The following is a 23,963-nucleotide window of genomic DNA, read 5'->3' as shown; positions in this document are numbered from 1 at the left end:
CTGCAGATTTTCAGGCAGCTTCCGGTTCTTTCAGCACGACGATAAATTCGGATAAAAATATTGTATTTTGCCTTTTAACCTATCTTTGCCGGAACACTTAATAAAATGAAGAAAACTGCGATAGAGAAGATCATGGCCCCGGTAAGCCGTTTTATCCATCTTGAATATACAAGCGGCATTGTTTTGTTGCTGAGTGTGGTGGCTGCGATTGCCTGGGCAAATTCTCCATATCACAATTTCTATGCGCATCTTTGGCATATCAATTTTTCAGTGGGTTTTGATGATTTTATCCTGAAACATCCGCTTCATATCTGGATAAATGATGGTCTGATGGCCATATTTTTCTTTGTCATCGGCCTTGAATTAAAAAGAGAATTTATGGAAGGGGAATTGTCTACGATCAGCAAGGCGGCGCTTCCAATGACTGCTGCCCTCGGCGGCATGTTAGTACCGGCACTCATTTACTACCTGATCAACAAGAATACCGATGCCGGCCATGGATGGGGGATTCCGATGGCGACCGACATTGCCTTTGCACTTGCGCTTCTTTCGATGGCCAGCAAACGGGTGCCTGCATCTGTAAAAGTTTTTCTTTCTGCACTTGCTGTAGCTGACGATCTCGGCGCCGTTCTCGTTATTGCTTTTTTTTATACAGCTGAAATTAATTTCGTTGCGCTTGCTTTAGGCGGTGGATTTTTAGTGCTTTCAATACTGGGAAACGTGTTAGGCGTTCGGACAAGTCTTTTTTACCTGGCTGTCGGGATTTGTGTATGGGTATGCTTTTTATTATCCGGCGTCCATGCTACAATTGCCGGCGTACTGGTGGCTTTCACGATACCGGCAGTGACCAGAATTAACGAACACATCTATTCAGATAACCTGAGGAAACTGTCTTACGATTTTGAAGCTGATATCCCCGAACGTGGTAAATTGATTACCCCCGCCCAAAATAAGACCATTCAGAAAGTAAAGAGCTTGAGCATGGCAGCCGAAACACCCTTGCAAACCATTGAGCATGCGCTTCATCCATGGGTAGCCTTCGGTATCATGCCTTTATTTGCTATCGCAAACTCAGGCATGGTCATCGGGGCCGACTTCTTTTCTTCCATTCTGAATCCCGTATCTATCGGCGTGGCATCGGGCCTGATCATTGGTAAGTTTGTCGGTATTATGCTTTTCTGCTGGCTGATGGTTAAATTGGGTTTGGCCTCGTTGCCTGAAGGAGCTAACTGGAAATACATTACCGGGGTTGCGTTGCTTGCCGGGATTGGGTTTACGATGTCTTTGTTTATCAGTGGATTGGCTTTTAATGATGAAGCCCACATCACACAGGCCAAATACGGTATACTGATTGCCTCGCTTATAGCAGGGGTTTCGGGCATTGCTGCGCTTAAAGTTGCCGCCCGTAATTAGAAGAAATACGCGTGCAGCAGCTTCTTATGTATCCTCTAGTTTGTTATGATCAACCTTAAGGAGTCTGCACCGGTTCGGGTTTTTAACCAGGCCTTCATGCGGAGCGCATCCTGTGTGGAAATGTTGCCTGGTGAACTGATGATAGCGGTGGTAATTGTGTCGCTGCGACTCGTATCGAGTCTTGTTGTGATGAGGTGATCAAGTGTATAACTGGTAATGTAAGGGAACAGACTCCTGATTTCAGCTTTCAGATCCGGAATGGCTGTAATTTGTCTGGAGGCTGCCGCACTGCGTTTTGCTGACGAATCGCCCTGATAAACCGCCTCCAGTATACTGGCTTTTATCTGCGTAAAATCCAGCTGATTCTTTGCATTTAAACCCTGACGGATGATTAGTTTTGTGCCTGAGAGTTTGTATGCTGTCAGCCTTCGCTTCAATGCGCTTATTTCGTTTTTGCTCAACTCATTTCCAAGGATCAGCAGGTCAATCACATTGCCCTGGCGGTTGTAATTAAAGGACTTATTGATTACCTGTCTGTCAGTATAGTTCATTTCATTCTGGATGAAAGAATTAGCGTTGTTCTCAAATATACTTTTATCTACGATGCGGTATGCCAGATAGATACTTGGCGCGGCTGTTATGAATACAATAATCCAGATGTAGCGGGTCACCTTTCGCTCGTCAGCCTTGTCTTCAAAGTTTTTCTTCCGGAATTTCAGATAACGTACAATCAGGTATGTGGCCACACAAATGAATACGCTGTTTATAAAAGAGAGGTAGATTGCTCCTAGAAAGAAATACATATCTCCTGATGCCAGACCAAAGCCGGCTGTACATAACGGCGGCATGAGCGCCGTTGCAATGGCAACTCCGGGGAATCACATTGCTCTTTTCTTTTCTGGTTGCAGCCACAATTCCTGCCAGCCCGCCTAAACCGGCTATAAAAACGTCCCAAATAGACGGTGATGTACGAGCAAGTAGTTCAGATGATGCTTCATGCAGCGGCGTAACCAAAAAGTATAGGGTAGAAGTGATCACACTGATAAGTGTCGCAATGGCAAGGTTTCGACAGCTTTCTTTACGAGGTCAAAATCGTTGATTCCAATGCCGAGACCGAGACCCATAATCGGCCCCATTAATGGGGAAATGAGCATTGCGCCGATAATTACAGCAGTAGAATTAACATTCAGTCCAATGGAAGCAATAAATATGGCAAAGACAAGTGTCCATAAGTTGGCCCCTTTGAACTCAACATTCCTCTTGATGGATTCAACAGTGTCCTGTTCTTCTGCATTGTCTTCGTGAAGCGAAAATCTGTAAGAAATGAAATTTCTGATTGCTATAAAAATCTCTTTCATATTAAGTGAGCCAGGTGTTCTAAATTTATGTTCAGACAGGTCAATGGCTTTTCACTTATACGATGCTGTTGTCAGCCGATAACCATGTATGGTTCCTCTAAAAGGCAGCAGCAGCTGTTTTGTTTTTACGCAAGGTGGAAGTTTTCTTACAGACCACATTTAATCCGGTAGGTAACGCATAGGCCGGGTGGGAGGGAACACACGGTACAGTGACGGCATGAGGCGAATGCCCGGCAGGGGCGTTCGCATCATCTGATACCGAACTGATCAGCGTTGCATAAGACGTATAGCTGTCTACAGATATCAGCGAGAGATATCTCCACTGCTGAGATAACGATTTAACAATAATTCACAACCTTACAGACAGATTTTCCTGTATCTTCCTGGTCGTATACAAAAATTGGTTTACCCCCACCTGAATTAGACCTGACAACCTTAAATTATGAGATATTTATTCAGTATCATGTTTCTTGCCGGTACCATTATGATGGCTTCAGGCCAAACGAATCCCGGATATAAGATTACCGGAACAGTGAGCGGGATGAAAAACGGCGCGTGGCTCTACCTCCGCTTAGCCACACCTGATAAGAATATCGACTCGTGCCGGGTCTCCAACGGTCGCTTCCAGATGAGCGGTCGCATTCAGCAGAAAGCGGCTCAGGTTTATCTGCATACGGCCCGTTATACCGATTATGTTGCCTTTTGGCTCGAGAACGTACCTATGCGAATTGAGGTTAAAGCAGGCGAATTTAAAAATGGCAGCGTTGCCGGATCTGCGACACACGAAGAGTACAAGAGGTTCGAACAGTCTAAAAAACCGTTATCAACGCAAACAGACAGTATCCAGAAGGCATTTGATACCACCAAGGACCGAGCTACCCGCAACAGCCTGGCGTTTCGATTAGTTGAGCAAAGACAGAAAGATCTACAGCTTGATCGCAATTATATCCGCAGCCATCCAAAATCCCTGATTTCTGCCTACCTGCTGAGTGTTTACGCCAGTACCTGGGGAAAAGACACCACCGCGGTATTGTATGGAATGTTGGCGAATGATCTTAAAGAGTCGGGCTATGGAAGCCAGATCAATGAATTCATTGCCTTGAACCGCGACATCCAGATAGGCAAGCCGTACGTAGATTTTCAGCAGCCAAACACACTGGGCAAACCTGTTAAGTTGTCTGATATAAAAGCGCGCTACATTTTACTCGACTTTTGGGCTTCCTGGTGCGGGCCTTGCCGTGATGAAAACCCAGGCTTCGTTAGCACATATGCAAAGTTTAAAGACAAGGGTTTTGCAATATTAGGTGTATCGCTTGATGTGGATAAAAAGCTTTGGCTAAAGGCAATAGCGGATGACAAGTTAACCTGGGAAAATGTCAGCGACTTAAAGGGCGATCGAAACAGTGCAGCACTGATCTATGGTATCAGTGCTATTCCTAACAATTTCCTGATAGACAACAAAGGCAATATCATTGCCCGGAACTTACGTGGCGATTCTCTGGGAAACAAGCTTAAAGAACTATTACAGTAGATTAAATTGAATTCCTGGGATGCCAACAGGAGAATTTTTCGAATCACAAAGCTTAACACCGGAGGATTACTCGGGCCGGTTTTTTTGGCTGTTTACAACGACAACAATCTTTTAGGCAGCAGCGCGATTGCGTCAGTTAAGTTCGAAGATGCCGGCATCTGGATTTGCATTTACGGCTAACTTTTTCGGTGAGATAGATGTGAGAAGTCGCTGCTAACACACATCAGCACAAATCCATTTGCAATGATGAAAAATAACTAATAAATTAGTTTATGAAAGTTTTTTATCTTGTTTCAACTTTGCTGGTTATCATTCAATCGGCTTTCGCACAGCTGTCTAGAAGCGACAGTGAAAAATTACTTGCATGTTATCGTTTGCATGATTACCAGGCTGCCGGCGATATTCTGAGCAGGTATTATAGCGATACAACGACAAATAAAAGGCTGATAGCGGAGTTTGCCTATAGCCGCCAACAAGCTGACCGAAGCGTTGAGGCAGAGGAGCTTTATGCGCACCTGTATGCATTGGATACCAATTCCATAAGCTCCATGATCAGTCTGGCGAGGATAACCCAACTACGCGGGAATGTGCCAAAGGCAATCCGTTTGCTCAGAAAGGCGGCCGAAGCAGACTCCCTGAATTTTGATTCACGCAGGCTCCTGGCAGACCTGAGCGAAGATCCGGGTATGCGAATAAGGTATACGCTCGAGGCCCTTGACCTGCGTCCGCAGAATGCCGACATTGTTTATTTAGCTTGTGAAACCTACCTGAAATTGAAGCTACCTGAACATGCATGGAAAATTCTTGACCCTCTGATGAAGGCCGATCCTGAAAATATCAGCCTGATAAAAATGAAGGCCTTGGTGTGTGTTGCTATGGGTAAAAATGAGGAGGCTATTGAAAGCTGTCTTAACCTGATGAACAAAGGAATAAATACGCCCTTCGTACAGCTTAACCTGGCCCGAGCGTACTACAACAACAAAGACTACCGCCTGGCTCTGACGCACTTTACGGCGCTCTTACCTGACAGTGACCCCGAGGCCGGTAACTATAACATTGCTCTTTGTTACCTGGGGCTGAAAAACTATCCGCTTGCCGAAAGGCACCTTCTGAAAGCGATAGAGGGGGGGATATCTGAACAGACCGCCGTCTATTATGGGTTGCTCGGCGCTGCACTGGCCCGCCAAAATCAGCCTGAAAAGGCGGCAGCAGCGTATGAGAAGGGTCTCGAGTTCAAAAACGATGGCAGCCTGAACTATACGCTTGCCGACCATTACGAGCAGCAACATAACCATGAGTTGGCCATGACCTGGTACCGGCGATACCTTAAAGAGGTTGGCAGCAACCCGAAGAAGACAAAACTGGTTGCACACCTTGAACGAAAGATCGATTCGTTAAAAGAAGTTGCTGCGGGTAGGGCGGGGAATTAAGCTTACATCAATTTAAGGACATGAAAAGTAGCAATCGGCCGCATTCATTTACTTTTGGCCAATTTCTTTGCACCCGCGCGGGCCGAAGTGCTCCCGGACCGCCCGCAATCAGGCAGGATCCGCATTCACACATTCATGTGATTGCCGGAAATCATCTTCCCGGTATCTTTGAATCTAGTTTACAGGTAGCGTAGTTAACTATTTTTACTTGAATAGTCTGTAAATTTATAACAAGATGAACAGCGAGAACATTAGAATAATGAGTAGTGAAATACTCTCAGACAACTGGTACACTTTAAAAAAGATCACCTTTGAATATCGAAAGAAAGACGGTACCCGCGAAGTGCAAAGCCGCGAAGCTTATGATAGGGGAAATGGCGCAACCATATTACTCTATGATATTGACCGGCAAACGATCATTTTAACAAGACAGTTTAGATTGCCGACCTACATCAATGGAAATGAGAGCGGGATGTTAATCGAGTGCTGTGCAGGTTTGCTTGATAAAGATAATCCCGAGACTGCTATTATTAGGGAAACCGAAGAGGAAACTGGCTACAAGATAAGAAAGGTGAAAAAGGTTTTTGAGGCCTATATGTCGCCCGGCTCAGTCACAGAAATTCTTCATTTTTTTGTCGCTGAATACTCAAATGACATGAAGGTCCACGAAGGTGGCGGTCATGCGGACGAACAGGAAAACATCGAGGTCATGGAGATTCCCTTTGCCGAAGCATTGGATATGTTAGATCGTGGTGAAATTAAAGATGGTAAAACCATTATGCTACTTCAGTACGCGTTGATCAACAAGATTTTTGAAAGGTGAGAGGTAATGAAGAATGAGGGCTATGCGTATAGTCCATATCCTTGATCTTATTGAATCGTACTGGCTGGAAATTTTTAGGTGTTTACCTTTTTTTTGAGAAATTCGATTGCAGACTTTCCTGTTTTTCTTACTGACAGGTATTCTGTAGTCGATTCCTGAAAGAACAAAACGGCAAAATAGCATGCTAACTTGGAAAAACTTTCTGGAGACCTCGTCAGTGCATCAGGATGAACTAGCCTTTATCAGGGATTTTAACCACAATAATATAGAAGAACAAATAAAATCCTCATGAGTAGAAAAGCGCTCATTATTGTTTTGTTTTTAATGTCGGCATTTGGCTGTCGAAGACAACCAAACATAACTAACTATCGTGTCGACAGCATAGATAGTTCGAACTTCTCAATTCAATTTCGCGAATTACAAGCTCATGAAAAAATTGCTTTAAAGCTGAATGACGAACTTATACTCAAGGATTCGGCAAAAGCCGGTAGAAAGCCCGGGTTCTGGCGGTATTATTATTATCCGAAATCAATAGTAAAGATTGAGTTCAGTAATTACTTAAACGGACAGTTGAAATTAAGAAAGATTTTCAAAGATACATTAGTAAACGTTGCCCATCGCACATTGATTGTTTCGAGACCATTCCCTAAGGGATTGAATGCAAAAAATTGGAAGCCCTATGGATTTGTTTCGATTGATACCGGGACTAGGGAAGTACGGCTTGTAAATGACGCGGTAGCTTTTCGTGAATACTGGACCGATGAAGTTATCAAAATACAGTAATGACAATTTGATACTTTCGATGCTCTAAATATTTCTTGACATATATCGTAAAATGGCTAGTGGCAATAGGCTCGTATAGACTATTCGAAAACTTACTAAAGTAAATCATGTGTATGATGCCAAAGTCAACGCCAACAAAGATGAGCGAATAAATATTCAGCTGGCCTTCTTTGACCTTATACAAACCGAAGAAGGACTGGCTAGAAACAATTCCGGAAACTACAGCTACAACCATACACGTCACTTACGTAGTGTCCGATATACTTTAAATAGGCACCCATCCACAGGCGTACTTCAAACATTACGGATTGATAACTATTTGTAGTGTTTGGTTTTTTCATCGCTACTCATGAGCTCGGCTATGCCTCGGTTATTACGCATTTGGCTTGAGAAAATCAGCAACTGCTGCAGCAAATAAGTATCTTTAATGGCAAGGAGTTGCGTTGGAGTTGGGCCAGTATGATAATGGCGCAAGGTCCGTAACACGGGGGTTGGGAGTTAGAATGTTATAGATACTTAGCGGAGAGACCAAGGCGCTTTTCTCCATATGTCTATGGAAATGACAATTCTCTTCGAGTTATAGAACCTAACGGGATGAAAGTCAAAGATTGGATAAAGTGGAGCTATGGCTCTTAGGCAAAAGGGAAGGGCAAACGAATTATAAATCGCGGTAGTAAAAGCGGGACAAGTAGGAGATAACGTTCATCACGAGTTTCCAGGTAAAAAGAAAAATAATGAGTAGTGAGAAGATCTGGTTGGCCTTGGTTGGAATAAGACCGCTCAGCGGCAATGAGTATTTTAATAATGCAGGTGCATATGTAAATGTTGCATGCTTAGCAGAGAGTCAAAGTGCATTCACATCTAAACTTCGTTTTAATTTCGAGTATCATAATTTCAAAGTATTCGACATTGATGATATAGAAACAGAAGAGACTCTAATTATCCATAATGATGAGAATGCGGAAAAGTTGCGGTTAATCGGGGAAATAAAGCAAGGATATAAGTTTGCATGGGGTACCTTTCATACTTTTGATAATGAAGATGCTTCATGAAGATCATCAATAGTGAGAAGAATATCCAATCTAGCATTTCAATAACCTTCGTCTTTTGCTATCTTGAAGGCATACTTACCGGATGTAAAAAGAAACTGGCAAATACGAGGATGAGAATGCACAGTAGCTTATTACCTGTATGCCGGGCATCAAAGCTTTGGAGAGCTAACACCCGAAGGCAATAGGATGCTCAGAGTGATAGGCCCGTTGAACACATTAGAAAGAGGTATTATAAAAAATAAGTAATGATGAGACTGATAATTTTATTGGCTGTATGTATTCATCAAAGTTTGTTTTGTTATGGGCAGGCATCTGAAAGTAAAAGGGATAGTAATTCCGTGCTTAAATTTCTGGAAAAATCGGAATATATTTTTTTAGGCCCGAATAATTATGGACAACATATTAGGATCAAGCATCCCATTATGGGAAATACACTTGACAGCTGGAATCTAGACGACGATAGGGGTATTTTTGCCTGGCTTAAGCTTACAAAAACGATGAAGGCAGAGCTTCTAGCTGAATTTCTTAGCTTTCAAGCGGATACCGCCAAAAGCAATAAATATTATTTTATGAAGGTTCCAAGGCCAAATAGCGACAGTTATTCGACACGCTGGAACATTCCTAAAGATAAATCATTTACTGTCGAAATTGAGCCCTTTATACGTTCACATGGCTCCTAATAACGGGGATTCCACCAATTCAACCCGTACTGATTGAAAGAAAAACTGGCATAGAGATTAATTCAAATCGTAAAAAAGTGGATGCGGTTTATAAACTTTATAGAAAATGGCTGAGAGTGAATGAGAAAACAGGTTTCAAAAATTTCAAGTCGCCTCTGGAAGGAACCCCTTATCGTTGGGTCGGAGATGATTCAGATTTAAAAAATCGTCTGAGAGCTGAGTTATGACGAAACCCATGCCAACTATGATCGGTAATGGGAGTCGACGAGCTGTAAAATAAACTGTATCAAAGGACGGCTATAATAGCAAGGCATGCCCTAGAAGACTACAAAAAAAGATTGGACCGTTTCAATACTGATGTTTGACAAAAAATAATGCCATCGTTGGTCTTTTTACTTACAATTTATATGATGAATTTGGGAACTCGAGTTCGGTTTTTTCGCCGGAAGCTGATCGTCATGTCACGGGCTGTCCAGACTGTCTCGGAAAGTTTTATATTTATATTCCTGGAAATTTTGTGCCAGATAATTTTGCTAATCCATCTATTCAAGTAAACGCTATTTTTTGATTTGGCGCTAAAACCTTAGAGTTATGAACTATACCAAAGAAGTTTTCGAAAAAGTGGAAATAGTGAGCAGAGTGCTAGATGAATTTGATGCTTCTTATTTACTGGAAAGTTCCGACTTTTCAGTAGATGAGATGTCCATGGAATCTTGGCTTAAACTCAATTCAAACGATAAGAACGAAAATAAGATTCCATTAAGCTTAACATTTATGCAAACATAATTGGAAATCGGACTGGATAGGATAACACAAGCGATTGACTGATCAAACAAAGATTTAATGGAATCCACTTCGAATGTGTCAATATTGCTTAAGAACGTATCAACAAGCCACGCACTTGTAGAATATTACGGGGCGTCGCGGACTTCAATAAGTTTGTTTGATTGGGATGGGAGGTGTACCAATAATTTCAAATACATCGAAGGTCTTTCATTTAAAGGGAAGCGAGAGGATAGGATTTATAGCCCTATCTATTAGAAGGACTGAATTCATGAATCGATAGCCCTTGCAGAAATGTTAAGGCTCTTTAAGTGCCGGAAATTTTATCAAAAAATGCACTTAAATAAAAAGGAGTCTTGTAAACGTTTACAACTAATTTAGTCTTTGAAGGATTAATTTCAAATCCTTACGATCAATGGAGGTACGGAATGAAATTAAAGAGATATCGGTATGTTTTATAAATTAAATTTCGGCTGTGCTGTCGTTTTATTTGTTTTGACAATGACATATAGAAATGAAATTTTATATGGTTTTACAGATGATGTTGAATTCATTCAAACTTTGTTGACAGGTTGGAATATAATTATGCTAATGAGTTTGGGTGTATTATTTCTACACAATATACGGCTTGGATATAAAAGAATAAGTTTATCGTACCACTTGTTGGGCGGATTAGCTTTAGTCATGTTGGCCATATCAATTATTGGCATTTTTCTAACACCAAAAGGAGTGGTATAATTACCGGCAAAAGCGAACAAAATATATCGTGCATTGGAGGCCGACATCCAGCATAGGAGAGCATTAGGATAGAGTTTACTTGCTATGCCGTATTGAAGGTAGCTAAAATATATAAATCGCGGATTCTGTAGTATTTGATGCCGGTATTATGGGTGTAAGTTTCGTTCCGGCTACGGAATTGATGTAACGGTGTATTTTCAAGCGCCGATTGATTGGTCAAACACGCATCAGCAAGATGCAAAAGAGACCACTTGGGATCATACGTGAAGATAATACGGATTAGACGGCTCGCGCTTATAAAATGAAAATAGATATGTTAAATTATATTTTTTACCGGGCTTATCTGGCCTACGAAAAAAAGAAAGAATCAGGGCTGTATAGCGCTACAATGTATTGTTGTGCTATTTGCGTGGTTCTATTTATGCCAATTCTCGGTTTAGCGGATCTTATCCTTGGGTATGGTCATAAGCATAAAACAGAAGTAGGAATTGTTTACTTCACATTAACGCCATTGCTCACATTTTTTTATTACTACCGGAGAAAAAACTTGAAAAAACTTATCAACAAGTATCGATCCTCGCCATACAACAAAATAATTCCAAGCTGGTTGTTTTTTTTGGGCATTCCAATCGCAGCGGTGATCGGCATCGGTGGATATGCATGGATTTCTATAACTTTTCGTCCTGATCGGTAGCTTCGCTATTTAAACAGTTAAACTAGCCTGGAAACGGTGTGATTTTGCATTGACGATGATGAAAGCTCATTTGTGAACTGTAGTTTATACTTGATTTACTGACTTTCGTACAGTTTTGAATGTGTAAGCGGCGCGCCCACCTGGGCTTCCTTTGCTGGCGCTCTGGATAAACTTCTCGCCCGGGCCGGCGTTAACGCAAAAAAGCAACCTTTTAGAGGTTGCTTTTTCTGTGCGCCCACCTGGGCTCGAACCAGGGACCAAAAGATTATGAGTCTTCTACTCTAACCGACTGAGCTATAGGCGCAGACAAAAATCTTTCGATTTTTGCGAGTGCAATGTTACATATTTGCAGCGGATTTTAAAAACGATCTGCATGGAAAATATCAAAAACATCATCTTCGATTACGGAAATGTCATCTTCACCATCGATTTTCAGCGGGCACAGGATGCTTTTGCGAAACTGGGAATCAAAGATGTGACCGCCTTTTTTGCGCACAAAGCACACAACAGCCTCTTTGATGATTTCGAAACGGCGGCAATCACGCCCGAAGAGTTTCGCGCCGGTATCCGCGAAGCGGCAGCAAACAGCGACCTCAGCGACGCCGAAATCGATTCCGCCTGGAACAGCCTGCTCATCGGGACAGCGCCGCAAAACCACCAGGTGCTGCAACAGGTCAAAGAAAAGTACCGCACTTTCCTGCTCAGCAACAGCAACGCCATTCACTACGACTGGATCACCGCCTACCTGCAGACAACTTTTGAAGTCGAAAATCTTGATGGCTATTTTGAAAAGGTTTACTTTTCACAGCACATTAAACTCAGGAAACCGCATACCGCCATCTTTGAACAGGTTATTAAAGAGAACGGGCTTAATCCCGCAGAAACACTGTTTATCGACGATAGTCCGCAGCACATAGAAGGCGCACGCAAGGCCGGCCTGAAGGCCCTGCTGATGACGGAACCGGCCGAAAGGTTAGGCGACTTTTTGCGCCAGAACGGAATTCTGTAATAAAAGTCAATCGCAGCCCTTATAATCGGCGAGGTCCCGGATTACACATATAAGCCTGGACAATACGCTTAATATCCGGGTTGCGGTTATTTAACCGCCGTTTGCTGAGGTAATCGGTCAAAAAAAATCTGGCTAACAAACCGTCGTCAAGCCTTTATCCCGAATGATGATACTGACCGCCCTGACTAACCCAGAGGCGGTTCTTTCTGCTTATCAGGTTAACGCACTTTCCAGAGGCGCAGAGACAAGAAAAGTTCTGCTGTCGCCAGGTATCATCACCTCCCTGCCCATCGTAAAGTTTTAATAATAACAGTGGCTTGTCGGGTAGTTTTGCTCTGAGCAGATACTTACCGTATTTAGCGGGTGCATGCATCTCCCGGCAGCAGAGGTAGAAAATCATCAGTCCACCTTGTCCCAGCCTATAATCTTGTAGATATTCCTGCCGTAAGTGCCATTCCGCTGAGTCTGGAGCTTACCATTTTTCCACTTTAAACTTGTCCAGCTATACTGACCTTTTTCAAAGTTAAAAGTGAAGCTGTCATCTTCGAACAGTCGGATGCCTCTGTCAGGCTTTCCATATACCCTGCATGTCAGCTCGAAAATGCTATCCGGCGTGATAAATTGCAGGGGTTTGGCCAGCGGCAGGATCGTACCGCTTTTTACAAACAGCGGTATTTCGTCAAGAGACGTCGTGATGGTGTATTTTTTGCCACCGGTGTACTTGCTGCCCGTGTTGAAGTCATACCAGATGCCCTCGGGGAAATAGATCTCGCGCGTAGAAGCGCCATCTATAAAAGGGGCACACAGCAGGTTTTCGCCCATCATATACTGGTCATCAACTGTATGTGTCCGCTTGTCATCCGGATAATCCATTACCAGGGCCCTGAAAACCGGTGTACCTTCAAAATAATACCTGGCAAACGCACTGTACAGATAGGGGATCAGGCTCATACGCAGTTCCACAAGTTTTTTTGTTTTTCGTTCCAGTTCGAAATAATTCGGCAATGCTTCATCCCGGTTGTTCTTATCCTTATCATACTGGAACCAGGGCACGTTTTTCAGGAACCAGCAGTCGGCCACCATGTGCGCCGACATGAGTGTTGTCTGCAAACGTCTGATCAGGTCTGCTTCAGAACGGCTTTCCCTGAGTTCTGGCGACCAGTTCAGCCCGGAAAAACCGGAGTTTACAATCATGCGCACGAAATCTTGATGGTCATACATATCGGTATAAAGCGCGGCGGCATAGGGTGCGGCAAACAGGTGCGAGGCGCGTACTTCAAACATGGTGCGTTTATTTTCCTTGCGGTATTCATCCCACATTGTTTTTTGGTAGAGCAGCCCGAGCATTTGCCGCATCTGCACGCCATCTGCCCCTGATGGAAACTTTGCAATATCCGGGAAACTCCATTCGGCCTGAGCTTCGGTATAATAGGCTGCATCACATTCATCGAGTTTGAATGAAGAAATGCCTTTACGGATAAAATTTTTATTGTGATAACTCCCGAAAATCTGCCGTGCCCGGGGCGTAAGAAAATCGGGAACTGCACCTTTCCATACTGCATAATTTCCGGAGTAGGGCACAATGCTGTCGAAGACCGGCGAACTCGGGTGTACATAGGCATGTTCCCAAAGACTCAATTTGTAATGCGCGCCATGCATGACAGCCAAAAGGCTGTCAGGGTTGGCAAATTTCTTCGGGTTCCAGCTAAAGGAGCATGAGTAGATTGCCGATTGCCAGCCGGGTTCCAGGCCAAACATATCGCAGGGGATCTGTTTATCACGAAAATACCGGCTCATCTTTGTAACCTGAGCAGCGTCAAAATCGCCTTTTGCCCGGTATTTAAATCCGAGTGCCCAGAGCGGCGGCAAGGATCCTCCGCCCGAAAAAAGATTGTACCGTTCAATAACCTCACGCATGGCGGGGCCTTCGAACACCAGAATTTCCATGCCTTTTGCACCTTCAACCACAATGGATGCATCATTTGAAGTTCCGTAATTTTTGTTGTACAGCGCGGCAGGAGACTCTGCGACGGACTGGTCTGCTTGCTTTAACGCCGATTTAAGCTTAACCGAACGCTCCAGACGGTTTTGCGCGCCCATATAAAACGTTACGTACCTGGCCGTGTTAACAAGCAGGCCATAGCCCCTGCTTGATATATAAAACGGCATGGATGCGTGTCCGAAACCTACATTACCAACGGCCCAGCTATTAATTCGGATGTCCCGGCGCATGCCGCGCTGCTGAAAAGTATTCGACTGCAGACCAAACCCATAAACTTGCTCGGCACTATCGAGAACAAACTCAGCCAGCGCACCTTTGGCAGTTTGGCTAAATCGAATCGAGCTTAGATCTATTGCCGGCCGGTTGGTGGTCTTCAGCTTTTCAAGCGCTGCTGTCAGGCCTTTCATTTTAACATCGGTAGGTTTGAAACGCTCCTGTTCGCCAAAGCTTACGGACCAGATGCCGGCTGCAACCTTACGAACCTGCTGTGCGCGGGCCGGTACGGCCAAAATCATGACCATTGCCAGAAATAGTGCCATTGCTTTAAATCTGTCTCTTGTTTTAACGTTTGTTTGGTCAATACGCATCATCTTAATAGGTTTTGTATCGGTAAATGGCTTCCAGAAAATAATAGTCAGCATAAACAAGGGGCACATCGATCTCCGTTCCGCCGGGTTTGTGCCCGGTGCTGTGCTGCAGTAAAAAACAATGTTTTGCCCGCGGTGCCACAAAATAGACCGGCGAACAGAGGCTTTTCAGTAGCGCAGTGGCTTTGTCACGGTATTTTTCTTTATGAATGTATTTGCTGAGTTCGAAAAGTGCTGATGATGCGACGGCGGCCGCAGAGGCATCTCGCGGGGTAGCCGGACCTGGCAGAGCATTAAAATCCCAGTAGGGGATATGATCAGGGATTCGGCCTGTATAACTTAGAAATAGATTTGCTGCATTAACAGCAGCCCGGAGATAACGGAGGTCTTTTGTGTACCGATACAGCACGGTGTATCCGTAAATTGCCCAGGCCTGGCCGCGTGCCCAGCAAGATTCATCTGCCAGGCCCTGGTGCGTCTTTCGCGCCATCAAGCTTCCGGAGCGTTCGTCAAACTCAAGCACATGCCAGCTGCTGTAGTCGGTTCTGAAACGGTATTTCAGATCAGTGTCAGCATGGGAAACGGCAGTTTTATGAAACAGGCTGTCTCCTGAAGCCTGGGTTGCCCAAAATAGATATTCCAGGTTCATTAGGTTGTCAACGATAACCGGAAAGTGCCATTGTTTTCGATCCCATGAGCGTATGGCGCCAACACGCGGGTTATAGCGACTGGTCAGGGAACCTGCTCCGGCAAGCAGAATGTCTTTATATGCTGCATTCCGGCTTATCTGGTAGGCGTGCCCGTAGGAATTGTACAGCATAAATCCCAGGTCGTGCGTACCTGTGTTGGTTTTTTGAGATTCCAATCCAGTAGTAAAGGACATGGCAGATGGAATCCATTTTTTATCGCCAGTCAGCTGGTAGAGATACCACAGATTGCCGGCAAAAAATCCGCTCGTCCAGTCGTCAGCCTGTACCGTGAGAATTGTCCCGTCTGCTTTCAGACTTCTTGGATATCTCGTCGTGTCCGGGTTCAGGGCCAGATACCGTTCAAGCTGCTGCGCAGCAGCCCTGATTACCCGGTCGGTATCGATGTCAGCAACCTGTGCTGCGCCTGGTTTGTGCATCAGCACCAGGAATAGAAATAAAAAAGTTTGAATAGTCCTTTGCATAAAAGTGCATGAAAATTGCGCCTTTTTCAGGCTTGGTTTGTACCGTCTGTTTTCCGGATGCAGTGTCTGCCCCATTACTTGTTGCTGAATATCTCAGCTGCCCTGCTGCATCGTCTGCTTTGAAAATCTTTCCGCTAAATACAGTATATAATCCATTGTCTTGCGGTTGATGGCATGTCTAAATGTAACTGAATATATCTTTTAAATATCATTGCTGTTAGTGAGATCATAAGAAAGTCCATGCTTTTCATAATAATTTCTATCTGCTTGCTAACTTTTAGGCCCATATTTGGTAAACGGTCTAACCACGTCACTATCCAAATATGCGCGCTTTGTTTGTGCTTCTTTTTTTCTCATGTATTACTGCGACGCAGGCCGGACAGCCCGATGCAGACAGCGTACTAAACAGGCACCGACGGTATCTGATTTCCGCCGGCAAAGCGGGCGATCAGAAAATCCTGATGCAAACCTTCGATTCGCAAAAAAGGCAATGGGCGGGTATTGATTACAACGACAACTCTGTAGCTTCCTGGCAGCCATTGAAACACCTGAAAAATGTCTTCGCATTGGCGCTGGCCTGGTCGGTCACGAAATCAGATCGTGAGCGCAGCGAGCTGAAGCGTGTGGCTGATGCAGCGCTCAGTCATTGGTACAAACACCGGTACCGGAGCACAAACTGGTGGTACAACGAAATCGCAGTGCCGCAGGTCATGGCAGATGTTATAATATTGATGCGGTGTGGCTGGACTGAAACGCAAAAAGAGGATGCATTGAGTATACTGGGGCAGCATCGTGTAGCAGGAACGGGCGCCAACCTGGTTTGGACAGCAGCCCTGGGTTTATATCACGGTGCTTTGACGGGTAACCACGCAAAGGCAGATCGCGCTGCCGCTTTGTTACAGAATGAAGTCAGGATGGGTACCGGCGATGGCGTACAACCCGACTATAGTTTTCTTCAGCACGGCGCACGCCTGCAGATGGCGCATTACGGGGCAGCTTTTCTGGCAGATAACCTGCGCCTGGCCTGGGAACTCAGGGCAACGCGGTGGGCTTATCCGCAAGAGAAAACGGATATTTTGGCTCAAACGATGCTGCAGGGCTGGCAATGGATGGCGCGAGGAATCCATGTCCCTCCGGGTGTGGTAGACCGCGCTGTGAGCCGTCCGAATAGTTTGCGCAGCGGTGATCTGAGATTTATCGTACCTTTTGCTATAGAGGCGGCACCGCAATATAAATCTGAATTACGCGGGTTTGCCGCGCAGCAGAACGCCCCCGGTGTGCTTAGGGGTTTTAAGCATTTTCCATACGCAGACTTTTCAGTTTATCACCATCAGGATTTCAGTTTCTTCCTGAAAACCATTTCGACCCGTACCTTACCGGCCGAATCAATTAACGGCGAAAATCTTCAGGGACAACTCCTGAACAGCGGCGATGGTTACCTGGTTAGCAACGGTAATGAATATTTCAACCTGATGCCCGTCTGGAACTGGAATATGCTGCCGGGAATAACCACCTTTGCCGGTGCAGAAGTGATTGGGCGGCCAAAATTCAGTGGTGCAGTGAGCAGCGGAGCGTCAGGTCTGGTCGCTCTGGACTTATCGTTAACGAGTAAAGATAACAGGGAGCAGCTAACCGGACATAAAGTCTGGGCCATGCATGGAAAGATGGTAGTCTGTCTGATCGCAAATCTCAATTTTATCAACGCCCGTCCTGATTATCCGGTAAGCGTTTTAGATCAGGCGCGTTTAAGCGGCAATATCACCGTAAGCAAGCCAGCTGGCACCCGCAGCGGCAACATGCAAACGTACAGGGGGCTTAAATGGATACACCACAACAAATTTGCATATCTGCCATTGGGATCAGAGCCTGTAAGCATTTATGCAGGACCCGTAAGCGGCAGCTGGAGCCAGGTTAATAGCTCAGAAAGGACAGATACGATTACTGACCAGATTTTTCGACCGGTTATTTATCATAAGGCTTCATCTTTTTCCGGCTATGTCATTTGTTTTGCTGATACGCCGGCAGATGCGGCGGCGCTGGCCAAAAGTTCTCCATGGAAGCTGCACAACACAGCAGATTGCCAGGCTGTAACTTTTGAAGATGGCACAGTGATGAGCGCTTTTTTTGCCGGCGGAAGTCTGAAGCTACCGCATAAAACGCTATCGGTAAACAGGCCCTGCCTGCTCATTATACAGAACAACAATTTATTCGTGAGCGATCCGACCCATACGGGCGGCCCGGTCGTGATAAAATACAACCAGAAAATCTTTAACATTACCCTGCCAGGCGATGGGACAACCGCCATGTCGCGGGGCATTTGACATTATGAAAAAAATATCATGTTTACTGGTGCTGTGCCTCTGCATCTTTTCTTTGTCTGCCCGGCAGACTGCCTCTCTTGCCAGTCCCGACGGACACCTGAAAATTGTTGCTTCGGCAGGTATAAATCCCGGAAGCCTGCTCAGTTACAGGTTTACTGTGCGCGGAACAACGGTTATTGAAAAAGGAACTATCGTATTACAAGCCGGTAAAGGCGCTGAAGCTGGAACATGGCGACTGGCGAACGTAAAAAGGGATGCGAAAAATACAAGCTGGAAGCCGATTTATGGCGAGCGCGCACTGGTGCCCGAGCAATACCGGGAACTGCGGCTTTACTTAAGTAATGCCACGAACCGGCAGCAGGCAGTCATCACCTTCAGGCTTTATAATGAAGGACTGGCATACCGGTACTTACTAAAAAGTGTTGACGGAGACACGCTGCAACTCAATGCCGAGCGGTCTGAGTTCGGATTTACCTCAAATCACACTGCCTGGGCCACGAGAACGGCTCAGGGAATCATTGAAGCAAAGGCCATAAATGACATCGGCGAAGCCAGCGAACGGCCTTTGACAATAAAAATAAATCCCCGGTTATATATCGCGCTGGGCGAAGCGGGGCTGGTTGATTTCGCCCGGATGAAATTTGTACGAACCGGAGTCAATACGCTTGGAACTGTCTTGCATGGTCCTGTAAACCAGTACCCCGAAATACGTTCGCCCTGGCGCTATGTGCTGACCGCCGGAAGCCCGGGCGGCTTGCTTGAAAAAAATTACCTGTTGCTGAATTTGAATGAGCCATCCAGGATTCGCAGTACTTCATGGATCAGGCCCGGCAAGGTAATTCGTGAAAGTTCACTGACAACAGCCGGATCCATGTTATGCATTGACTTTGCCGCCCGCCACCGCATTGCATATGTAAGTTTTGACGCCGGCTGGTATGGCCAAGAAGACAGTGATACGTCTGATGCACGCCGCGTTATGCTTGATCCGGCGCGGTCAAAAGGACCGCTGGATCTGGCCGCAGTTATCAGCTACGCCAATAGCAAAAATGTCGGTATTATTCTCTATGTAAATCGCCGGGCGCTCGAGCGACAACTTGATACCCTGCTTCCAATTTATAAACGCTGGGGCATAAAGGGAATTAAATTTGGATTCGTACAAACAGGTTCGCAGAAGTGGACAAGCTGGGTGCATGAAGCCGTTCGCAAGTGTGCAGCGTACAATATGGTGGTCGATATTCATGACGAATACCGGCCAACGGGTTATGAACGTACCTATCCGAACCTCCTTACACAAGAAGGTGTTCGGGGGGATGAAGAAAGTCCCGATAATGCTATGGTGCTAAAGACACTATTTACACGAATGATTGCCGGTCCGGCTGATCAGACCAATGCGTATTTTACGAGACGTGTAGACAAGATGAGTTCGCATGCCTCACAAATGGCCAAAGCGATTTGCTTGTACAGTCCGCTGCAATTCATTTACTGGTATGATCGGCCTGTAGCCACACTACCTGATCCTGCACCCGAAGGGGCGATACAAAATATTGCCGACCTTGAATTTTACGATAACGTGCCAACAGTGTGGTCAGAAACGAAGGTTATCGAAGGCGAAATCGGTGAATATGCAACTGTTGCACGGAAAAGTGGTAAGGAATGGTTTGTCGGGTCGCTTGCCGGGAAAACGGGGCGAAAGCTGCAGCTGGACTGCTCGTTTCTGGATAAATCGAAACGGTATATGGCTATAATATATGCCGACGATGCCGGGAGCCGGTCGCCAACCAGGGTTGCTATCTCGGAAATACCGGTTAATCAAGGCTCGGTGCTTAACTTAGAGATAAAGGCAAATAACGGACTGGCTATCCGGATTGTACCATTAAATAAATAACATGATGGCTGGAAAAAGACTATGTTGGTTTGTTTTGGTAAACTGCTTGCTCATATTCAGTGCATCTGGAATTGCACAGCCTTCCCGGACATTTTTAACGGTAAACGTCTGGGCCGACCATACCGACTGGACGTACAAGACAGGTGAAAAGGTTGTCTTTCATTATAATGTAACGCTTAACAACAACGAAGTTCCAAATTGTAAGGTGAGCATCCAGCTCGGACCAGAGCAGATGCAGCCCAGCCGGGTCATGAACAAAATTATAAACGGTCACTCAAGCATTGAGGGCGGAACCATGACAAAGCCTGGGTTTCTTCGCTGTGTGGTTACCACCGAGTATGAGGGGAAAATTTATCGCGGTCTTGCTACCGCGGCCTTTGAACCGCTAAAAATTCAACCAACTACACAACTGCCGGCCGATTTCGAGAAGTTCTGGTCTGAAGCAAAGAGACAGGCGGCCGGCATTCCTGCAGATGCAAAGCTCACGCTATTGCCGGATCGCTGTACAGAAAAGGTAAATGTGTATCAACTGAACGTGCAGGCCTACCGAAGCGGAAGCCGGGTATACGGGATTTTAAGCGTGCCGAAAAAGCCGGGCAAATATCCTGCGCTGCTGATTCTGCCCGGAGCAGGGATCAGGCCGTATCCCGGTGATGTTGAAACGGCAGAGAAAGGGATCATCACGCTCGAGCTTGGTATTCATGGTGTGCCTGTAACAATGGAACCGTTGGTCTATCACAATCTGGCCGGCGGGGCGCTCAATGCATATCCGTTTATGAACCTGAATAACCGGGATACCTATTACTACAAACGTGTGTATATGGCCTGCCTGCGTGCAAACGATTACCTGTGCAGCATGCCGGAATATGATGGTAAACAGCTTGCAGTTTATGGTGGCAGCCAGGGTGGCGCCCTGGCCATCGTAACCGCTGCACTTGATGAGCGGGTCAAATGCCTTGTAGCGCTATACCCGGCATTGAGTGATATGACCGGTTATCTGTATGGCCGGGCAGGGGGCTGGCCGCATATGTTTAACAAGGCTAATGCAGCGATTTACGCTCGCCCGGAAAATATCCTGACAAGCCAGTACTATGATGTAGCCAATTTTGCCAGGTTTATACGTGTTCCCGGCTTCTATTCCTGGGGTTTTAACGATGAAACCTGCCCGCCCACAACGGCATATGCAACGTACAACCAAATTGCTGCGCCTAAATCTTTGTTCCTTATCCGCGATTCGGGACATCATCTGTATCCTGAGCAGAAAACAAAGTTATATGCCTGGCTTGCGGATAAATTGCTGGTAAAAAAAGAATAGCTTTGAGTATGTCTGATACGCTTACGTCCGCGCATTCGCCAAGAAAGAGTGATGGCTTCAATGGCCAGCGCGCTATCGTCTTACCCGAGAAAATCATCGCCGGCTTTGCAAAAACTCCGCTGATCAACAGTTTGTTTGTTACCGATATCGGGTTTTATCCAAAGGCTAAATTCCACTACCGGGAGCGGGAAACCGGGTCTGCACAGCACATCCTGATCTATTGCGTGGATGGGCGCGGATGGCTGCAGATTGCCGGCAGGACACTTCAGGTAGAGCGTAATCAATTTATGATGATTCCTGCAGAAACGCCACATAAATACGGCTCTGATGATAAACAGGCCTGGTCCATTTATTGGCTGCATTTTAACGGCAATCTGGCCCAGTCACTTAGTGCGCTGCTGTCTGCCGGAAACACAAATTTCACGGGCGACCTTTCGTTTTCAGAAGACCGCGTCAAACTTTTCGATAAGATGTACAATACATTAGAAAAAGGTTACAGCGATGCCAACCTTCAGTACATTAATATGTGCCTGTGGCATTTTTTATCATCTTTTAGCTTTCCTGATCTGTTTCTGCCTGGTACAGAAGGCAATAACGAAGATTCTATTGATCGTTCAATCGCGTACATGCGCGAAAACATTCATCAGCCGCTGGCTTTGAAACAGCTTGCTGACCAGGCGCTTATTTCCTCCTCCCACTATTCAGCGCTCTTCAAGAAAAAAACAGGATATCCTCCATTGGAATACTTTAATCACATCAAAATCCAGAAGGCTTGTCAATACCTTGAATTTACGAAGATTAACATCAAGGAAGTAAGTTATAAACTTGGAATAAACGATCCTTATTACTTTTCAAGGCTGTTTAGTAATATTATGGGCCAGTCGCCGCTTGATTTCAGAAACCGGAAAAAATTCGCCGGACCCGCCGTGCCACCTGCCGGCCCTTTGCCGTAAGATAATCCATTTTTTTCAAAGGATATTCTATTTTTAACGCGCCTGCAGAACGTAAGTTTGACTTACGTTTAACCAATAGATTCATGGGGAAAACCTCTTTTAGTAGCTACATCATTGGTGTATCTTTTATATCAGCATTGGGCGGATACCTGTTCGGTTTTGACTTCGCCGTGATTTCAGGAGCGCTGCCATTTTTACGGCAGGCTTTTGGGCTCAATGCTTGGTGGGAAGGCTTTCTGACCGGTTCTCTTGCGCTTGGCTGTATAACGGGGTGTTTACTAGCCGGGAATATAGCAGAACGTTTTGGCCGCCGCCCCGGACTCATGCTTTCTGCCCTGATATTTGCCGTATCTTCTTTGGGTATGGCTATGTCGCCTTCATTAACGGTTTTCATAATCATGCGTTTTGCAGCAGGGGTAGGTGTAGGTATGGCCTCGATGTTAAGCCCGATGTATATTGCAGAAATTTCGCCGGCCAGCATGCGCGGTCGCAATGTGTCTATTAACCAGCTTACCATCGTTATTGGTATCCTCGTTACGAACCTGATTAATTATAAGCTTGCAGATCTGGGCCCCGAATCCTGGCGCTGGATGTTCGGTCTTGGTTTTATCCCATCGGTATTGTTTCTGCTAGGCGTGATCTGGCTTCCGGAAAGTCCGCGCTGGCTGGTCAAAGCTGGTAAAGCTGACGAGGCCGAAGCAGTGTTGAAAAAAACGGGCACAGAAGCGTACGTAAAGAAAACCATGACCGATATTTCGCTGTCGCTCGCTGTACCAGCCGGTTCATCTGTACGCGCAATATTTCACAAAGGCGTTCGTCCGGCCGTATTTGTTGGAATTGTCCTCGCGGTATTTCAGCAGTTATGTGGCATTAACGTCGTGTTCAACTATACCTCTACCATTTTTCAATCGGTAGGCGCCAGCCTTGACCGGCAGCTGTTCGAGACCATTGCAATCGGCTGTGTTAATCTTGTTTTCACGGTGCTTGCCATGTGGCTGGTAGAAAAACTTGGCCGCCGGCCGCTAATGCTCATCGGTTCGCTGGGCTTGTGCATTGTCTACGTGCTTCTTGCCACACTGCTTAAGAACCAGGCAACTGCCGCGCTGATATCGGCAATCGTTCTTCTGGCTATTGGGCTTTACTCGTCTTCTCTGGCTCCGGTTACCTGGGTGTTAATCTCAGAGATATTTCCCAATCATATCCGTACTGCAGCATCTTCGGTTGCAATAGTTGCACTTTGGGGCGCCTATTTTATCCTTGCCTTTACGTTTCCCGTTCTCGCAGAAGAGCTGGGTACATACGGACCGTTCTATCTCTATGCCTGCATTTGCCTGCTTGGTTTCCTGTATGTGAAAGGAAAGGTAAAAGAGACGAAGGGGCAGACACTTGAAGCGCTGGAGCACAATTTAATTCGCCATTAACAAATCATCCTTTT

General features: G+C 45.6%; 19 protein-coding genes, 1 tRNA gene and 1 pseudogene. 16 read left to right on the top strand and 5 right to left on the bottom strand.

The genetic code is table 11. The features are described 5' to 3' along the window. Positions 1-105 precede the first annotated feature (105 nt). Positions 106-1,413 (top strand): Na+/H+ antiporter NhaA, encoded by a 1,308-nt coding sequence (gene nhaA, locus EJV45_RS16530; protein WP_240755313.1) that lies wholly within the window; start codon positions 106-108, stop codon positions 1,411-1,413. A gap of 35 nt (positions 1,414-1,448) precedes the next feature. Here the strand turns inward: nhaA and EJV45_RS16525 are convergent, their stop codons facing one another. Further along, positions 1,449-2,261 carry a DUF389 domain-containing protein gene (locus EJV45_RS16525; RefSeq protein ID WP_370291467.1) on the bottom strand — a complete coding sequence of 271 codons (813 nt, stop codon included), beginning with the start codon at positions 2,259-2,261 and terminating at the stop codon, positions 1,449-1,451. Between the two features lie 88 nt (positions 2,262-2,349). Next, a pseudogene (locus EJV45_RS19705) lies at positions 2,350-2,537 on the bottom strand (DUF389 domain-containing protein); the annotation flags it as partial. A 676-nt stretch (positions 2,538-3,213) separates the two neighbouring features. Here EJV45_RS19705 and EJV45_RS16520 point away from each other — a divergent pair. The 8 genes from EJV45_RS16520 (at position 3,214) to EJV45_RS16485 (ending at position 11,285) form a co-directional block, all read left to right on the top strand. Further along, positions 3,214-4,302, top strand: coding sequence for a TlpA disulfide reductase family protein (locus EJV45_RS16520; protein WP_129717414.1), 1,089 nt, complete (start codon positions 3,214-3,216; stop codon positions 4,300-4,302). 272 nt (positions 4,303-4,574) lie between these two features. Further along, a complete protein-coding gene (locus EJV45_RS16515) occupies positions 4,575-5,732 on the top strand; it encodes a tetratricopeptide repeat protein (RefSeq protein ID WP_129717412.1) in 1,158 nt (385 codons plus the stop codon). Between the two features lie 235 nt (positions 5,733-5,967). Further along, positions 5,968-6,555: a GDP-mannose pyrophosphatase NudK gene (gene nudK, locus EJV45_RS16510; protein ID WP_129717410.1), complete on the top strand. Its 588-nt coding sequence runs from the start codon at positions 5,968-5,970 to the stop codon at positions 6,553-6,555. Positions 6,556-6,843: 288 nt separating this feature from the next. Beyond that, positions 6,844-7,338 (top strand): hypothetical protein, encoded by a 495-nt coding sequence (locus tag EJV45_RS16505; RefSeq protein ID WP_129717408.1) that lies wholly within the window; start codon positions 6,844-6,846, stop codon positions 7,336-7,338. Positions 7,339-8,072: 734 nt separating this feature from the next. Further along, positions 8,073-8,390, top strand: coding sequence for a hypothetical protein (locus EJV45_RS16500; RefSeq protein WP_129717406.1), 318 nt, complete (start codon positions 8,073-8,075; stop codon positions 8,388-8,390). Positions 8,391-8,635: 245 nt separating this feature from the next. Then, complete coding sequence (locus tag EJV45_RS16495; protein ID WP_129717404.1) at positions 8,636-9,070, top strand: hypothetical protein; 435 nt, start codon at positions 8,636-8,638, stop codon at positions 9,068-9,070. Positions 9,071-9,661: 591 nt separating this feature from the next. After that, a complete protein-coding gene (locus EJV45_RS16490; protein ID WP_129717402.1) occupies positions 9,662-9,856 on the top strand; it encodes a hypothetical protein in 195 nt (64 codons plus the stop codon). Between the two features lie 1,036 nt (positions 9,857-10,892). Further along, entirely contained in the window at positions 10,893-11,285 is a 393-nt protein-coding gene (locus tag EJV45_RS16485) for a hypothetical protein (protein ID WP_129717400.1), read from the top strand. A 230-nt stretch (positions 11,286-11,515) separates the two neighbouring features. On the opposite strand, the gene EJV45_RS16480 is transcribed toward EJV45_RS16485, so the two are convergent. Further along, positions 11,516-11,589: transfer RNA gene (locus tag EJV45_RS16480), tRNA-Ile, on the bottom strand. Positions 11,590-11,658: 69 nt separating this feature from the next. Between EJV45_RS16480 and EJV45_RS16475 the strand changes: the two genes are divergently transcribed. Both EJV45_RS16475 and EJV45_RS19535 read left to right on the top strand, forming a co-directional pair. Next, a complete protein-coding gene (locus EJV45_RS16475; RefSeq protein WP_129717398.1) occupies positions 11,659-12,294 on the top strand; it encodes an HAD family phosphatase in 636 nt (211 codons plus the stop codon). Positions 12,295-12,457: 163 nt separating this feature from the next. Further along, positions 12,458-12,598, top strand: coding sequence for a hypothetical protein (locus EJV45_RS19535; protein WP_165305090.1), 141 nt, complete (start codon positions 12,458-12,460; stop codon positions 12,596-12,598). Between the two features lie 95 nt (positions 12,599-12,693). On the opposite strand, the gene EJV45_RS16470 is transcribed toward EJV45_RS19535, so the two are convergent. Together EJV45_RS16470 and EJV45_RS16465 are read right to left on the bottom strand one after the other, a co-directional pair. Continuing rightward, positions 12,694-14,886 (bottom strand): TIM-barrel domain-containing protein, encoded by a 2,193-nt coding sequence (locus EJV45_RS16470; protein WP_165305089.1) that lies wholly within the window; start codon positions 14,884-14,886, stop codon positions 12,694-12,696. 1 nt (position 14,887) lies between these two features. Continuing rightward, positions 14,888-16,054: a glycoside hydrolase family 88 protein gene (locus EJV45_RS16465; protein ID WP_205942409.1), complete on the bottom strand. Its 1,167-nt coding sequence runs from the start codon at positions 16,052-16,054 to the stop codon at positions 14,888-14,890. A gap of 338 nt (positions 16,055-16,392) precedes the next feature. Here EJV45_RS16465 and EJV45_RS16460 point away from each other — a divergent pair, with 338 nt between their 5' ends. From EJV45_RS16460 to EJV45_RS16440, 5 genes are all read left to right on the top strand, one after another. Then, a complete protein-coding gene (locus EJV45_RS16460) occupies positions 16,393-18,375 on the top strand; it encodes a polysaccharide lyase family 8 super-sandwich domain-containing protein (protein WP_240755330.1) in 1,983 nt (660 codons plus the stop codon). A gap of 4 nt (positions 18,376-18,379) precedes the next feature. Continuing rightward, positions 18,380-20,260 carry a glycoside hydrolase family 97 protein gene (locus tag EJV45_RS16455; protein WP_165305087.1) on the top strand — a complete coding sequence of 627 codons (1,881 nt, stop codon included), beginning with the start codon at positions 18,380-18,382 and terminating at the stop codon, positions 20,258-20,260. Positions 20,261-20,306: 46 nt separating this feature from the next. Continuing rightward, a complete protein-coding gene (locus EJV45_RS16450) occupies positions 20,307-21,575 on the top strand; it encodes an acetylxylan esterase (RefSeq protein WP_240755311.1) in 1,269 nt (422 codons plus the stop codon). An 8-nt stretch (positions 21,576-21,583) separates the two neighbouring features. Further along, positions 21,584-22,528 carry an AraC family transcriptional regulator gene (locus tag EJV45_RS16445; RefSeq protein ID WP_129717388.1) on the top strand — a complete coding sequence of 315 codons (945 nt, stop codon included), beginning with the start codon at positions 21,584-21,586 and terminating at the stop codon, positions 22,526-22,528. A gap of 83 nt (positions 22,529-22,611) precedes the next feature. Next, the gene (locus EJV45_RS16440) at positions 22,612-23,949 is read left to right on the top strand and encodes a sugar porter family MFS transporter (protein ID WP_129717386.1); all 1,338 of its coding nucleotides are present in this window, start codon (positions 22,612-22,614) and stop codon (positions 23,947-23,949) included. The last annotated feature ends 14 nt before the right edge of the window (positions 23,950-23,963 follow it).

This window comes from Pedobacter sp. SYP-B3415, assembly GCF_004138205.1.
GTDB lineage: Bacteria > Bacteroidota > Bacteroidia > Sphingobacteriales > Sphingobacteriaceae > Pedobacter.
Note: the sequence above shows the minus strand (reverse complement) of the source record. Positions and strands in the feature narration are given on the sequence as shown.